This window comes from Azotobacter chroococcum, from assembly GCF_004339665.1.
In the GTDB taxonomy this organism is placed as follows: domain Bacteria; phylum Pseudomonadota; class Gammaproteobacteria; order Pseudomonadales; family Pseudomonadaceae; genus Azotobacter; species Azotobacter chroococcum.
In genome coordinates, this window is record NZ_SMMU01000005.1 from 44,338 (window position 1) to 59,610 (window position 15,273).

General features: G+C 66.4%; 13 protein-coding genes. 5 read left to right on the plus strand and 8 right to left on the minus strand.

Features of this window, described 5'->3' with window-relative positions:
* Positions 1-107: 107 nt before the first annotated feature.
* On the minus strand, positions 108-818 hold the full coding sequence (locus EV691_RS06515; RefSeq protein ID WP_165496607.1) for a tRNA-uridine aminocarboxypropyltransferase: 711 nt from the start codon (positions 816-818) through the stop codon (positions 108-110).
* Positions 819-1,017: 199 nt separating this feature from the next.
* Here EV691_RS06515 and EV691_RS06520 point away from each other — a divergent pair, with 199 nt between their 5' ends.
* The gene (locus EV691_RS06520; protein ID WP_131301271.1) at positions 1,018-1,416 is read left to right on the plus strand and encodes a quorum-sensing-regulated virulence factor family protein; all 399 of its coding nucleotides are present in this window, start codon (positions 1,018-1,020) and stop codon (positions 1,414-1,416) included.
* Between the two features lie 31 nt (positions 1,417-1,447).
* Here EV691_RS06520 and EV691_RS06525 read toward each other — a convergent pair whose 3' ends face one another.
* Positions 1,448-3,877, minus strand: coding sequence for a phosphoketolase family protein (locus EV691_RS06525; protein WP_131301273.1), 2,430 nt, complete (start codon positions 3,875-3,877; stop codon positions 1,448-1,450).
* A 248-nt stretch (positions 3,878-4,125) separates the two neighbouring features.
* Between EV691_RS06525 and EV691_RS06530 the strand changes: the two genes are divergently transcribed.
* Complete coding sequence (locus tag EV691_RS06530; RefSeq protein ID WP_131301275.1) at positions 4,126-5,532, plus strand: MBL fold metallo-hydrolase RNA specificity domain-containing protein; 1,407 nt, start codon at positions 4,126-4,128, stop codon at positions 5,530-5,532.
* 147 nt (positions 5,533-5,679) lie between these two features.
* Entirely contained in the window at positions 5,680-6,759 is a 1,080-nt protein-coding gene (locus EV691_RS06535; RefSeq protein ID WP_039802693.1) for an LOG family protein, read from the plus strand.
* Positions 6,760-6,991: 232 nt separating this feature from the next.
* Here the strand turns inward: EV691_RS06535 and recX are convergent, their stop codons facing one another.
* The 3 genes from recX to EV691_RS06550 form a co-directional block, all read right to left on the minus strand.
* Positions 6,992-7,462, minus strand: coding sequence for a recombination regulator RecX (gene recX / locus EV691_RS06540; protein WP_131301277.1), 471 nt, complete (start codon positions 7,460-7,462; stop codon positions 6,992-6,994).
* An 8-nt stretch (positions 7,463-7,470) separates the two neighbouring features.
* A complete protein-coding gene (gene recA / locus EV691_RS06545; protein ID WP_131301279.1) occupies positions 7,471-8,520 on the minus strand; it encodes a recombinase RecA in 1,050 nt (349 codons plus the stop codon).
* An 86-nt stretch (positions 8,521-8,606) separates the two neighbouring features.
* Complete coding sequence (locus tag EV691_RS06550; RefSeq protein ID WP_131301281.1) at positions 8,607-9,140, minus strand: CinA family protein; 534 nt, start codon at positions 9,138-9,140, stop codon at positions 8,607-8,609.
* Between the two features lie 71 nt (positions 9,141-9,211).
* Here EV691_RS06550 and mutS point away from each other — a divergent pair, with 71 nt between their 5' ends.
* Entirely contained in the window at positions 9,212-11,779 is a 2,568-nt protein-coding gene (gene mutS, locus EV691_RS06555; protein WP_131301283.1) for a DNA mismatch repair protein MutS, read from the plus strand.
* A 135-nt stretch (positions 11,780-11,914) separates the two neighbouring features.
* Positions 11,915-12,238 carry a ferredoxin FdxA gene (gene fdxA, locus EV691_RS06560; protein ID WP_039802689.1) on the plus strand — a complete coding sequence of 108 codons (324 nt, stop codon included), beginning with the start codon at positions 11,915-11,917 and terminating at the stop codon, positions 12,236-12,238.
* A gap of 86 nt (positions 12,239-12,324) precedes the next feature.
* On the opposite strand, the gene rpoS is transcribed toward fdxA, so the two are convergent.
* The 3 genes from rpoS to EV691_RS06575 form a co-directional block, all read right to left on the minus strand.
* The gene (rpoS, locus tag EV691_RS06565; protein ID WP_131301285.1) at positions 12,325-13,326 is read right to left on the minus strand and encodes an RNA polymerase sigma factor RpoS; all 1,002 of its coding nucleotides are present in this window, start codon (positions 13,324-13,326) and stop codon (positions 12,325-12,327) included.
* 99 nt (positions 13,327-13,425) lie between these two features.
* Positions 13,426-14,280: a peptidoglycan DD-metalloendopeptidase family protein gene (locus EV691_RS06570; RefSeq protein ID WP_131301287.1), complete on the minus strand. Its 855-nt coding sequence runs from the start codon at positions 14,278-14,280 to the stop codon at positions 13,426-13,428.
* 51 nt (positions 14,281-14,331) lie between these two features.
* Positions 14,332-15,270 (minus strand): polyprenyl-phosphate transporter, encoded by a 939-nt coding sequence (locus EV691_RS06575; protein ID WP_131301289.1) that lies wholly within the window; start codon positions 15,268-15,270, stop codon positions 14,332-14,334.
* Between the last annotated feature and the right edge of the window lie 3 nt (positions 15,271-15,273).

Sequence of the window (15,273 nt, forward strand, 5' to 3'; positions counted from 1 at the left end):
AACGGGCGCGGCCGATCATTCAGGCGGAAAACAGCAGTTTACGCGTTTTTCGGAATGGGCGGGCCGCTTAGCTTGCCCGGTATGCAGTTTTCCAGCGGCGAGCAGCCTCACAGAAAGGTGCGCAGACGCCGGTGCAGCTCGTCGTCGAGGCCCGCGGAACGGCCCCGCTTGGCCGCCAGGTAGTGCTCGGTGAACACATCCAGATAGGCCGCCAGCGCCTCGCCGGCACGCCGGTCGCCGGCCAGCTCTAGACAGAGCGCGGCCACTTCCGCGGTGCACAGGTGATCGTCGCGCTTCGAGCGGCGCAGACGGTAGCGCGACAGCTGCTCCGGCTGCAGACCGAGCACCGGCAGGTCGTCGAGATAGGGACTCTTGCGGAACATCTTGCGCGCTTCGGTCCAGGTGGCATCGAGGAGGATGAACAGAGGTCGCCGGCCAGCCTCGCGGTGCACCTCGCCGACCACCCGCTGCGGCGCCGCGTACTCGCCGGGGAACACCACATAGGGCTGCCACTGCGGATCGCCGAGCAGCGCCGGCAGGCGCGCATCCACCCCGGTACGCGACCAGCCGAAGGCCGCGGTATCGGCCACCACGTCGGCGATCAGCCAGCCGGTATTGCTCGGCTTGAGCGGCTCGATGTCGTGCATCAGCAGACAGACGCCGGATTCGGTCTCGACCCGCGGGCGCCAGGCGCACAGGCAGTGGCTGAGCGGCACCCGGCAGGCCGGGCAGCGCGGCGTCCGCGAGCCGCGCGCCTGAAAGGGTTTCAGGCTGCGCGCCAGGCGCTCCTCGCGCAGGCGGGACACAGCATGGCTCACAGGTAAGGCACAAGGGTCACAGGGAATGGGCACAATCGTCGGTACGGGCAGGAATCGGGGACGGCAGTCTAGCAGAGCGTGCGGGCCAACCGGGCGGGATGCCGCGATTGTCGCCGCCGCCGACGCACCTATAATGCGACGCCTCGACTTGCCGGAATATCGGCCCGGATCGCCGGCAACCCACCTTCAGGAGATTCCCATGTTGCGACCGACTGCCCTTGCCCTCTGCCTCCTTCTGCCGACGACCGCCCTGGCCGCCTCCCTGAAGGATTTCGAGCTGACCAAGATGCTGGAGAAGGTGGCCAAGGAAAGCAGCGTAGGCACCCCGCGTGCGATCAACGAGGACATCCTCGACCAAGGCTACACGGTGGAAGGCAACGAACTGGTCAACCACCTCAGTGTACGCGCCTCGCATGCCCAGCAAATGCGCTCTCATCCCGACACCGTGCGCAACCAGCTGCTCGGCAGCGTGTGCAGCAACCGGGGCTTTCGCCAGTTGCTCGCCAAGGGCGCCGTGCTGCGCTACCAGTTCAGCGAATACCAGAGCAACCGCCCGGTGACCACCGAACGCTACCGCGCCGCCGACTGCAACCTGTAAGCGGTGCAGCCGGCAACGCGACAGGTGTCGCTCAGCTGCCTGGGCGGAAGGCGCGCAACTGCGCTGGATCGCCGTGGCCGGCGAGGAGGTCGGCCTCCTCCCGGGTGAGCAGCGCAGTGACCGGCCCCCCCAGCAGGGTGCTGCAGGCCTCCAGGACGTGGGCCCAGCTGGCGCGGTTGGCGAACAGCATGCCGGCTTCGTCCAGAGTGCCGCCGGCGTTGCGGTAGCCGAGCGCCAGCGTGCGGCGCGCGTCCGGCAGGATCGGCCAGAGATGGCCACGGGCGACCTCCGGACGCATGTGGCTCAGCAGCACGCGGCGTCCATGGCTGTCCGGGAACAGCCGGGCGATCAGCTCGCCGTCGGCCAGCGCCGTCGCCTCCCAGCGGTCACGCGGCGCGCGGAAGCGTCCCGGCTCCTGCAGATAGACCAGTCGGTAGGCTTGACCTGCCGCCTTCAGGCGCGCGGCTGCGCGGAGCATCTCCGCCAGCTGGTAGCTGCCGTTGGCGATCAGCAGCAGCGGCTCGGCGCCGGCCTGCTCCTCGACGATCAGCGCTCCCTCGCGGGCCAGTTGCTCGGCCTGCGAGCGCTCGAAGAGCACCGGGCGCTCGCGCTTGGGTACGACCAGGCAGGCCAGTTGGCCACGCGCCTCGTACACAGACGGCAGCAGGGCCAGCAGGCTGTTGTGGTCGGCCGGGAAGAGCACCCGCAGCATGTCGCCCATCTCGCCGAGCAGCGCCTCGCTGAAGGTGGTGTCCTGGTGCGACTGCTGGTTCTTGCCATTCTCCCAGGTGTGCGAGGTGGCCACCAGCGGCCAGCCCAGCCAGCCGGCCGGACGGCCGGCCTCCTTCTGCTGGCGGGCGAAGATCAGGCACTGGCGCACCGCGCCGAGCATCTTCACGCAGAAGGCCTCGTAGCTGGCCACCAGGTTGAGCCCGCCCTGGTTGCCCAGACAGGCGGAGACCACCGCCTCCTCGTTCAGCGCGGTGATGACCTTGCCGTCCAGCGCCTCGAGTTCGCTCTCGGGCTGGCAGACGCGATGCCTGAGCGCCTTGAGCACGCCGCCCAGGCGGTTGCTGGCCAGCTCGTCCGGGTTGCCGACCCGCGGGCGCAACCCCGGATTGGCCTGCACCAGGTCGACGAAGAAGCGGTCCAGCGCGCTCATCGGCGAGGTCTGCTCGCCCGCCTTGCGGTAGTGCAGCGCAGGTAGTGCCGGCGCTGGCGGATGGCGGGTGGCCAGCGGGTTGTCGCGCGCCAGAGGACGGCCCTGACGCGCCGCGCTGAACAGGCCGCAGGCGGCGGAGAGCTCCGGCGGCGGTACCCACAGGGCTGCCGCATGGCGGTTGAACAGCTCCCGCGAATCGGCGTCGCGCTGCGGGCAGTCCGGCAGCGGCAGGTTGTGCGCCGCATTGCTGCCGGCGCCGTAGAAACCGAAACCCTTCACCGTCTCGGCGATGCCGTAGGGGATCGGCAGCGGGTAGCGCAGGATACCCCGCTCCAGCTCCTCCACCCGCCGCCCCAGGCGCTGCTGCATTTCCCAGAGGGTACAGGCAAAGGCCGCCGGATCGCGGCCGTCGAAGCCGATCGGATCGAAGCCGCAGCGGCGCAGGTGCTGGCGGAAGCCCTCCAGTCCCTCGTGGCTGCCCAGCTCGGTGCGCTGCTCGATGCGCCGGCCGTTGGCGATCATCACCGGCAGCGCCACGCCGCAGTCCTCGGCGCGCCACCAGCGCGGCATCCAGTCGCTACCGCGCTGCTCCTCGGCGGCACCGTCGGAGAGGAAGGCCACCAGGGTCTCGCCCGGCAGGGGCAAGTGCGCGTACTGCAGTTCGGCGAAGCCCAGGTAGCCGCCTTCGGCGATCCCGCCGGCGGTATGGGCGTTGACGTGACTGCCCAGCGGCGCGGCCGGACGGCCGTCGGCGGCCTGCCGGTAGCCGTAGAAGTCCTGCACCAAGCGGGTCATGCCGGCCTCGTCGCAGGGATAGGCGAGGGCCTGCTCGGGCAGCTGGTTGCCGGTCAGCAGATTGAGCGCATCGATGGCCGCCACGCAGTGCCCCTGGCCCATCAGCCAGCCGCGGTTCTCGCCACTCAGGACGTTCAGCGCGAGGTAGCCGGCATAGGCCGGCACCATGTTCAGCGCGCCGCCGGTATGGCCTTCCGGATCGGCCTTGAAGTCCGCGGCCTCGAGCGGCGCGCCGTCCAGGCGCACGCGCCGGGCATAGGTCATGTGCACCACCAGCCAGAGCCCCGCGGCGGTCAGCCGGTCGAGCGCGTGCAGCAGGCGGTAGACGCTGGCCACATCCGGCTGCAGGCCGGTCTGGACCAGCTGGTGGGCCAGGCGGAACACCCCGGCCTGGGTTTCGGCGGCATGCTGCAGGGGGCCGTAGCCCTGGCGCCACTGCTCAAACGAAGGCTCGACCCGGGCGTGCTCGTCCAGCTCGGCGAGGGGCGGGAGAATCTGTGGCATTGCGGGCTCCATCGTGAATATCCATTGCAGTCTATGCCATCTTCCCCGCGCTTGGACTCGCCGGCACTGCCCATCGGCCGACCGGCAGCGCAGGCACGACATTCCCGGCCAGCCTTTCCTGATCGGGCAGGAACGAGGCGCGCTCATATATCGATTGGTTCGGTCTGCGACTATGATGACTCATATCAGGACAGGCTGGCGGCCATCGCCGGCACGCCGTCCCAGTCGTCTGCAGTCAAGGAAATATCATGGCCCTGCTCAGCTTTCTCGGTGCGATTCAAGAAGTGACCGGCTCCTGCTACCTGGTCGAAACCCGCGACGGCAGCCGTGTGCTGCTCGAATGCGGCATGCGCCAGGGAGGACGCCGCGAGGAAGAGGAGGTCAACGCCCGGCCGTTTCCCTTCGACCCCGGCACCCTCGATGCCGTGGTCATCTCCCATGCGCACATCGACCACAGCGGCCTGCTGCCGCGCCTGGCCGCCACCGGCTACCGGGGGCCGATCTTCGCCACCGAAGCCACCTGTGAATTGATGAACCTGATGCTGCTGGACTCGGCCCACCTGCAGGAAAACGATGCCGAATGGGAGAACAAGTGGCGGGCCCGCCTCGGCAAACCGCCGGTGCAACCGCTCTACACCACGGCCGACGCCGAGAAGGCACTCTCCCTGTGCCGCCCGCAGCCCTATGGCAACGCGCTGGAAGTGGCCCCGGGCGTGATCGTCACCTTCCACGAGGCCGGGCACATCCTCGGCTCGGCCATCGTCGAGATGGAACTGCACGATCACCATCTGACCCGCCATCTGGTGTTCTCCGGCGACCTCGGCAATACCTGCACGCCGCTGATGCGCGACCCGACGCCGCTGTCGCGGGCCGACGTGGTTCTGCTCGAATCCACCTACGGCGACCGCGACCACCGCCACAGCGAGGAAACCCTCGACGAACTCGCCGAAATCCTGCAGAAGGCCCATCGCGACGGCGGCAACGTGTTGATTCCCTCCTTCGCCGTCGGCCGCACCCAGGATCTGCTCTTCTACCTGGGGCGCTTCTACCAGGAGGGTCGCCTGCCCCAGCAGGCGGTGTTCCTCGACAGCCCCATGGCGATCCGCGCCAATGCCATCTATTCGCGCTTCGCCGAAGAATTCGATCCGGTGGACCGCAGCCTGCTGCAGGCCAGGGGCGTCAAGCGTGCCGAGGACTGGCTGCCGGTCCTGCGCACGACTCCCACCCCCGAGGAGTCGATGGCGATCAACCGGATCAAGAGCGGCGCCATCATCATCGCCGGCAGCGGCATGTGCACCGGCGGACGCATCGTCCACCACTTCAAGCACAATCTGTGGCGCGAGGAATGCCATCTGGTGTTCCCCGGCTTCCAGGCGCAGGGCACCCTGGGACGGCGCATCGTCGACGGCGCCAGCACCGTCAAGGTGCTTCACCAGCGCATCGCCGTGCGCGCCCAGGTGCATACCCTCGGCGGCTTCTCGGCCCACGCCGGACAGTCCCAACTGATCGACTGGGTAGGGCACTTCGACCACCGCCCCGAGCTCTATCTGGTCCACGGGGAGCTGGAAAAGATGCAGGTTCTGCAGCAGGTCCTGCACGAGCGCCTGAACTGGACAGCCAACATTCCCGAGCGAGGCGAGCAAATAGCAATCTAAGCCAAAGCGGCAGTAAGATGGTTGCGCGAGCCGGAATGATGATAATGGACCGACCACCGCCATACCGGGCCGTCATGATGACCAGGCCTGCCATCGGAGCGATGCTGCCCGCAGCATCGTCAAGATTCCGCGCCCAAGGAGAAGTCCATGGCTTTCGAATCGGACGAGTTCCTCTCTCGTCATTTCCAGACCAGCGGCGTCGACATCAACACCCTCGTCGATGCGCTGGTCGATGAGATCGTTCCCGAAACCAGTCCCAACCTCCCCCTCTACCGGGAGATGCTCTACACCGTCATACGCATGGCCCAGGCCGACCGCAACCGCTGGGACGCCAAGATCATGCTGCAGACCCTACGCGAAATGGAACTGGCCTTCAGCCGCCTCGAACAGTTCAAGCGCCGCCGCAAGGTCACCGTATTCGGCTCGGCGCGCACGCCGATCGAACACCCGCTGTACGCCCTGGCCCGCGAGCTCGGCCACACCTTGGCACGCCACGACCTGATGGTCATCACCGGGGCCGGCGGTGGCATCATGGCCGCCGCGCACGAAGGGGCCGGCCTGGAAAACAGTCTCGGCTTCAACATCACCCTGCCCTTCGAGCAGCATGCCAACGCCACGGTCGAAGGCACGCCGAACTTGATGTCCTTCCACTTCTTCTTCGTGCGCAAGCTGTTCTTCGTCAAGGAAGCCGACGCGCTGATCCTCTGCCCGGGTGGCTTCGGCACCCTGGACGAAGCGCTGGAAGTGCTGACCCTGATCCAGACCGGCAAGAGTCCGCTGGTTCCGATCGTCCTGCTGGACGAGCCGGGCGGCACCTACTGGGCGGATGCCCTGCAGTTCATCCGCAAGCAGCTGGAAGGCAACCGCTACATCCTGCCCAGCGACATGCACCTGCTTCACCTGGCCAACAGCGCCGAGGAGGCGGCCGAGGAAATCGCCCAGTTTTACCGCAACTACCACTCCAGCCGCTGGATCAAGGACCGCTTCGTCATCCGCCTGCATCACGCCCTGAGCGAAGCAGCGCTGGAACACCTGCGCAGCGAGTTCACCGACCTCTGCCTGAGTGGCACCTTCGAGCAACAGGGCTACTGCGAAAGCGAACAGGACGAACCGGAGCTCTGCCACCTGATGCGTCTGAGCTTCATCTTCAACGCCCGCGACCACGGCCGGCTGCGCGAACTGCTCAACTTCATCAACCTCTCGCAAAACTGGGCCGTCAAGGCCTGACCCGCACGACGCCATTGGGCCTGCACAGCCAGGCTGCCCGCGCCCGCTCAACGTCTCCATCGACGCGATACCAGCGCGGGGCGGGTGCGGGCACACAAAAGCCACGCACCGTCATCATGACATGGCAAAAGCGTGTCTACGGTCAGCGGCATGGCGAGATGGAGGAAAGCGCCTCGACCTGGGCAATATCGCGGCAACCGCCGAATGCCTCCCTCCGGCGACACCGAACTTTTCAGCAGTCGTCGGACAGACCGCCGCGCAGCAGCCGACCGACCAGCTCGGGGGGAAAGCCGCGGTAGCCGAGAAAACGCCCCTGACGAGCACGCTCGCGCGCATCGCCGGGCAGGCAGCCGGCGAACTTGCGGCGCCAGGTTTCGCTCAGCAGCTCAGCCCAGTCCAGACCGCTCTCGCGCAGCGCCTGCTCGATGGCCTGGCGCGGCAGGCCGCGCTGGGCCAGCTCCTCGCGAATCCGCAGGGGGCCGTAGCCAGCCCGGGCGCGGCTGGCCACAAAGGCCTCCAGATAGCGGGCCTCGCTGAGCAACCCCTCGTCCGCCAGACGGTCGAGGGCCGCCTCGATCAGTTCCGCCGGAGCGCCGCGCCGGCCCAGCTTGCGAGCCAGCTCGACCCGGCCGTGCTCGCGATGCGCCAGCAGATCCATGGCGGCCCGCCGTACCGCGGCGGGGCTGTCGAGCAGGCTCGTCATGGACGGACTCAGTAGTCGAGGTCCGCGTCGGCCGGCTCGTCGGCCACGGCCGCCGGCCGGGCACCGGCAGGCGCGGCGAGCAGCTGGTCGCGGATGCTCTTCTCGATGGCCGCGGCGACCTCCCGGTTGTCCTCGAGGAACTTGGCCGCATTGGCCTTGCCCTGGCCGATCTTGTTGCCCTGGTAGCTGTACCAGGCACCGGACTTCTCCAGCAGACCGAGCTGCACGCCAAGATCGATGATCTCGCCGTTGCGGTAGATACCCTTGCCGTAGAGGATCTGGAACTCGGCCTGGCGGAACGGCGGCGCCACCTTGTTCTTGACCACCTTGACGCGGGTCTCGCTGCCCACCACCTCGTCGCCCTCCTTGACCGCGCCGGTACGGCGGATGTCCAGACGCACGGAGGCGTAGAACTTCAGGGCGTTGCCACCGGTGGTGGTTTCCGGGTTGCCGAACATCACGCCGATCTTCATGCGGATCTGGTTGATGAAAATCACCAGACAGTTGGCGTTCTTGATGTTGCCGGTGATCTTGCGCAACGCCTGGGACATCAGACGCGCCTGCAGGCCGACGTGCGCATCGCCCATCTCGCCCTCGATCTCCGCCTTGGGCACCAGTGCCGCCACCGAGTCGACGATAATCACGTCCACCGCATTGGAGCGCACCAGCATGTCGGTGATCTCCAGGGCCTGCTCGCCGGTGTCCGGCTGGGAGACCAGCAGGTCGTCGACGTTCACCCCAAGCTTGGCGGCATAATCCGGGTCGAGCGCGTGCTCGGCGTCGACGAAGGCGCAGGTGGCCCCCTGCTTCTGCGCCTCGGCGATGGTCGACAGGGTCAGGGTGGTCTTGCCGGAGGATTCGGGGCCGTAGATCTCGACGATCCGCCCCTTGGGCAGGCCGCCGATGCCGAGTGCGATGTCCAGCCCCAGGGAGCCGGTGGAAATGGCCGGAATCGCCTGGCGCTCGTGGTCGCCCATGCGCATGACAGCGCCCTTGCCGAACTGCTTTTCAATCTGGCCCAAAGCCGCAGCCAAGGCGCGCTTCTTGTTCTCGTCCATTGAAGACCTCGCGTATTCAGAAGGCCTTGCGGCCATCGCACACTGTATAAGTAGACAGTATTAGAGCACAGGAAAAGTCCGCTCGCCTACCCCTGCTCCAGCCCATTTCCGTGATGTCCAGCACCTCCTTCGGGCGCCTCACCGGCAATCAGGCGGATCAGACCGGCCAAGGCCTCCTGCACCGTTTGTCGGCGCACCTCACCGCGGTCGCCGGGAAACTGTCGACGCGCCGCAAACAGCCGCTCGCCATCGGCCCAGGCCAGCCAGACGGTGCCGACCGGAGTTTCTGGCGAACCGCCATCGGGCCCGGCGACGCCACTCACCGCCACGGCATAGCGGGCACTGCTGCGCACCTGGGCGCCACGCGCCATGGCCTCGACAACCTCCCGGCTGACCGCACCGAAACATTCGAGCAACTCGGCCGGCACCCCCACTTGGGCACTCTTCTGGCGGTTCGAATAGGTGACGTAGCCGGCCTCGAACCAGGCCGAACTGCCGGGGATGCGAGTGATCGCCTCGGCGATGCCGCCGCCGGTGCAGGACTCTGCGGTGCTCGCCTGCTCGCCGAGGGTGCGCAGGCCTGCACCGAGTTCGCTGGCGAGTCGGGTGATTTCGTCCATGGTGTTCTCCAAGCTGAATCTCAGCAGGGCGATACCGTACACTAGCGCCTTTTGTACGCAAGGCCTGGTTGATGAGCGATCTCTCCGAACACACGCCCATGATGCAGCAATACTGGAAGCTCAAGCGCGAGCATCCGGACCAGTTGCTGTTCTATCGCATGGGCGACTTCTACGAGCTGTTCTACGAGGACGCCAAGAAGGCCGCCAAGCTGCTCGACATCACCCTCACCGCCCGCGGCCAGTCGGCCGGCAAGTCGATTCCCATGGCCGGGATTCCCTTCCATTCGGTCGAGGGCTATCTAGCCAAGCTGGTCAAGCTCGGCGAATCGGTGGCGATCTGCGAACAGATCGGCGATCCGGCCACCAGCAAGGGTCCGGTGGAGCGCCAGGTGGTGCGCATCATCACCCCCGGCACGATCAGCGACGAGGCGCTGCTCGACGAGCGCCGCGACAACCTGCTGGCCGCAGTGCTCGGTGACGAGCGCCTGTTCGGCCTGGCGGTGCTGGACATCACCAGTGGGCGCTTCAGTGTGCAGGAGATCAAGGGCTGGGAAAATCTGCTGGCCGAACTGGAGCGTCTCAACCCCGCGGAACTGCTCTACCCCGACGACTGGCCGGCCGGCCTGCCGCTGGAGAAGCGCCGCGGCGCACACCGCCGGGCCCCCTGGGACTTCGACCGAGACAGCGCCTACAAAAGTCTCTGCCAGCAGTTCGCCACCCAGGATCTCAAAGGCTTCGGCTGCGACGGCCTGAGCCTAGCCATCGGCGCCGCCGGCTGTCTGCTGGCCTACGCCAGGGAAACCCAGCGCACCGCCCTGCCGCACCTGCGCAGTCTGCGCCACGAGCGTCTGGACGACACCGTGATCCTCGACGGCGCCAGCCGCCGCAACCTGGAGCTGGACGTCAATCTGACCGGCGGGCGCGACAATACCCTGCAGTCGGTGATCGACCGCTGCCAGACCGCCATGGGCAGCCGCCTGCTCGGCCGCTGGCTGAACCGCCCGCTGCGCGACCGCACCGTACTGGAGGCACGCCAGGACGCCGTCGCCTGCCTGCTGGAGAGCTACCGCTTCGAGAGCCTGCAGCCGCAGCTCAAGGAGATCGGCGATGTCGAGCGAATTCTCGCCCGCATCGGCCTGCGCAACGCCCGTCCGCGCGACCTCGCTCGCCTGCGCGACGCCCTCGCCGCACTGCCGCAGCTGCAGACGGCACTGATCCCTCTGGAGGCGCCGCACCTGCAGGCCCTGGCCGGCAGCATCCGCACCTATCCGGAGCTGGCCGACCTGCTGGCCCGCGCCATCATCGACACCCCACCCGCGGTGATTCGCGACGGTGGCGTGCTCAAGCAGGGCTACGACGCCGAGCTGGACGAACTGCTCTCCCTCAGCGAGAACGCCGGCCAGTTCCTCATGGATCTGGAGGCGCGGGAAAAGGCGCGCACCGGCCTGCCCAACCTCAAGGTCGGCTACAACCGCATCCACGGCTACTACATCGAGCTGCCGCGAGTGCAGGCCGAACAGGCGCCGGCCGACTACATCCGCCGGCAGACCCTGAAGGGCGCTGAGCGCTTCATCACCCCCGAGCTGAAGGCTTTCGAAGACAAAGCCCTGTCGGCCAAGAGCCGCGCCCTGGCGCGGGAGAAGGCGCTCTACGAGGAGCTCCTGGAAATACTCATCGCCCAGCTGGCGCCGCTGCAGGACACTGCGGCCGCCCTGGCCGAACTGGACGTGCTGGCCGATCTGGCCGAACGGGCGCTGAACCTCGACCTCGATCGCCCGCGTTTCGTCGACGAGCCCTGCCTGCGCATCCGCCAGGGCCGCCATCCGGTGGTCGAGCAGGTGCTGGATACGCCCTTCGTCGCCAACGACCTGGAACTCGACGACAGCACCCGGATGCTGGTCATCACCGGGCCGAACATGGGCGGCAAATCCACCTACATGCGCCAGACGGCGCTGATCGTGCTGCTCGCCCACATCGGCAGCTTCGTCCCGGCGCAGAGCTGCGAGCTGTCTCTGGTGGATCGCATCTTCACCCGCATCGGCTCCAGCGACGACCTGGCCGGCGGACGCTCCACCTTCATGGTGGAGATGAGCGAAACCGCCAACATCCTGCACAACGCCACCGAGCGCAGCCTCGTGCTGATGGACGAGGTCGGTCGTGGCACCAGCACCTTCGACGGCCTGTCGCTGGCCTGGGCGGCGGCCGAGCACCTGGCTGGCCTGCGCGCCTGGACCCTGTTCGCCACCCACTACTTCGAGCTGACCGCGCTGGCGGAGAACCAGCCCGTGGTGGCCAACGTGCACCTGTCGGCCACCGAGCACAACGAGCGCATCGTCTTCCTGCACCATGTGCTGCCGGGCCCGGCCAGCCAGAGCTACGGCCTGGCTGTGGCCCAGCTGGCCGGGGTGCCGGGGACGGTGATCACCCGCGCCCGCGAGCACCTGGCACGCCTGGAGACTACCAGCCTGCCCCACGAGGCGCCACGCCGCGAAGTGGGAAAACCCCAGCCGCCGCTGCAGAGCGACCTGTTCGCCAGCCTGCCCCACCCGCTGCTGGAGGAGCTGGCGCGCATCAGGCCGGACGAACTGAGCCCACGCCAGGCCCTGGAGCTGTTATATACATGGAAAACGCGGTTCTAACGCATACCCGAGCAAACTGCTAAAATCGCGCGCTTTCAGGGAGCGCCGGGGTCTTTAGCCTGGAGTCCGGTGCCCTTTCATACAAAGCAGGGAGCTCTGCCCGGCTCCATAACTGCGCCTGAGGAGAACACTGGAATGGCCTTCGTCGTCACCGACAACTGCATCAAATGCAAGTACACCGATTGTGTTGAAGTCTGCCCGGTAGACTGTTTCTACGAAGGGCCGAACTTCCTGGTCATCCACCCGGACGAGTGCATCGACTGCGCGCTCTGCGAGCCCGAGTGCCCGGCCCAGGCGATCTTCTCCGAGGACGAAGTGCCCGAGGACATGCAGGAGTTCATCCAGCTGAACGCCGATCTGGCGGAAGTCTGGCCGAACATCACCGAGAAGAAGGAAGCCCTGTCCGACGCGGAAGACTGGGATGGTGTGAAGGGCAAGCTGCAGCACTTGGAACGCTGATCTCGCGCCGGAACGAAAAGGCCCGTCACTCGACGGGCCTTTTCATTTCCACAGCCTGCGGACCTCACGGCAAACGCATTATCTCGCTACTGGAACAAGGCGTCGCTGGACAGGCCGTTCTTCTCGAGGATTTCCCGCAGGCGCTTGAGTGCCTCGACCTGGATCTGGCGCACCCGCTCGCGGGTCAGGCCGATCTCCTGTCCCACTTCCTCCAGCGTGCAGCTCTCGTGACCGCGCAGGCCGAAACGACGCACCACCACTTCCCGCTGCTTGTCTGTCAGGTCGAACAGCCACTGGTCGATGCTCTGCGACAGGTCGTCGTCCTGCAGCAGGTCGCAGGGATCGGAGGGACGATCATCGGTCAGCACGTCGAGCAGGGTCTTGTCCGAATCAGGCCCCAGCGAGACATCGACCGAGGTGACCCGCTCGTTGAGCCCGAGCATCCGCTTGACTTCGGCGACCGGCTTCTCCAGCAGATTGGCGATCTCCTCCGCCGAAGGTTCGTGATCGAGCTTCTGGGTCAGCTCGCGCGCCGCCCGCAGATAGACGTTGAGCTCCTTGACCACATGGATCGGCAGGCGAATGGTGCGGGTCTGGTTCATGATGGCCCGCTCGATGGTCTGGCGGATCCACCAAGTGGCGTAGGTCGAGAAGCGGAAGCCGCGCTCCGGATCGAACTTCTCCACCGCCCGAATCAGGCCCAGATTGCCCTCCTCGATCAGGTCGAGCAGCGACAGGCCGCGGTTGACGTAGCGCCGGGCGATCTTGACCACCAGACGGAGGTTGCTTTCGATCATCCGCTTGCGCCCGGCCGGGTCGCCCCGCTGGGCCAGCCGGGCGAAATGCACCTCTTCTGCCGGTGTCAGCAACGGCGAGAAACCGATTTCATTGAGGTAAAGCTGGGTCGCATCCAGCGCCCGACTGTAGTCGATGTATTTGTGCTGCTTCAGCTTGGCCTGCCTAGACTTCACTACGGGAAGGTCCGGCTCATCGTCCAGGACATCCTCGAGCACGATCTCCGCATCCATTAGGAGCACATCGTCTACATCAAACTCCGGCGCTTCTTTTGCTTTTATATTGAGAGCCATCGTTGTTGTCCCCTGCTATGTTCAACAACAAGCTCCGACGCCGCCATCCCATGGCTGACACCTGAGCCCTTATCTCTGACTAGGGCGGGCTGCAGCGGTTCACCGGGAAGGTAGATACTGCAGGGGATCCACAGGTTTTCCTTGGCGGCGAATCTCGAAATGGAGCTTCACCCGATCGGTGCCCGTCGATCCCATCTCGGCAATAGTCTGCCCCACCTTGACCTGTTGTCCTTCCCGAACCAGCAGCCTGCGGTTGTGACCGTAGGCACTGACATAGATGTCACTGTGTTTGATGATGATCAGCTCGCCGTAACCCCGCAACCCACCTCCGGCGTACACAACCGATCCATCAGACGCAGCCACGACAGGCTGGCCCAATTGCCCGCCGATATCAATGCCTTTATTCAAACTACCGTTTGAGGAAAAGCGTCCCACCAAGGGACCTTCGGCCGGCCAGGCCCAGCCGGACGGCGACCGGGACGACATCGCCGGCCTGGCGTCAGGAGCCGTGGTCGCGGGTTTCGCCTGGGTCTTTCCTTCAGCCGGCTTGAGCGGGGCCGTTGCCACCGTGGGCAGCCTCGCCGAAGCGGCTGCGGGAGCGACGGTCGCTGCCGGCGCGGGTTGCCGAACCGTCTGCACAGTATCGCCCTGGCGCGCCGGACCCAGCTGGATCCTCTGCCCTGGATGGATCACGTAAGGCGCAGCGATGCCATTGCGGGCCGCCAGTTCCCGCCAGTCCCAGCCGTAGCGCATGGCGATGGAGGAAATCGATTCGCCACGGCTGACCACATGCTGACCACTGGTAATGCGCGGAGTCACCGGCTGCTCCACCACCTGCTCACTGTCCCGGGAAGAGCTGGCGCAGCCAGCCAACAGCAGGGCGAAGGCGACGCCAGCCAGCGAAAGCCGGGCAGCACAGCCATCCATCTGAAATTGAAGAACTCTGAAACTCACCCGCGCATCCTCTTTCCGATGACGTGACACTGGAACTCCGACGAACCCTGGTTACTCGGCAACACTGCCTGCCGGCTGGCGACGGACGGCCAGCCGCTCGAGAAGCAGCACCAGTCCGACGCCGGACAAGGCCAGGGAGGTGGCCAGCAACAGCTGCGGATCCTGTCCGCTGACGACGGCGAAGTCGGCCGGCAACAGGTTTTCCTGCAGCAGCGCCACAGGTTCCCCATGGCTGCCAGTCCGCCAGGTCAGCGTCTGCTTCCAGGGCCAGACCTTGTTCAGCGAGCCGATCATCAGACCGGTGAGAAAAGTCAGGGTCAGGTTGCGCATGTTGGCCAGCATCCAGCCGAGCAGGCGGGCGAAGCTGAGCAGACCACAGGCACAGCCTGCGGCGAACACCAGCAGCACGGACAGATCCAGCCCCTTGACCGCATCGAGCACGAAGCTGTACAGCCCCATCAGCACCAGCAGGAAGCTGCCGGAAATGCCCGGCAGGATCATCGCGCAGATGGCAATGGCACCGGCGAAGAATAGGTTCAGGGGATCATGCCCCCACTGCATCGGCGCCGCCACGGTGATCCACCAGGCGAACAGCGCGCCCAGCGCGAAGCTCAACCAGCCCGGCCAACTCCAGCGGCTGATCTCACGACCGACCAGCCAGCTCGAGACCACGATCAGTCCGAAGAAGAACGACCAGACCGGGATCGGCTGATGCTCCAGCAGCCAGGTGATCAATCGCGCCAGACTGAACACGCTACCGAGAATGCCGCTCAGGAGGACCAGCAGGAAGGTCGCATTGGCCCGCTGCCAGGCTTCCACGAAGCGCCCGCGCAGCAGCAGCGGCAACGCGCCGGGCAGACGGCCGATGGAGTGCAGCAGCTCGTCATAGATACCGCTGATGAAGGCGACGGTACCGCCCGAGACACCGGGCACGACATCGGCCGCCCCCATGGCGGCACCTTTCAGAAAAAGCAGCAAGGAGGATTTCACGGA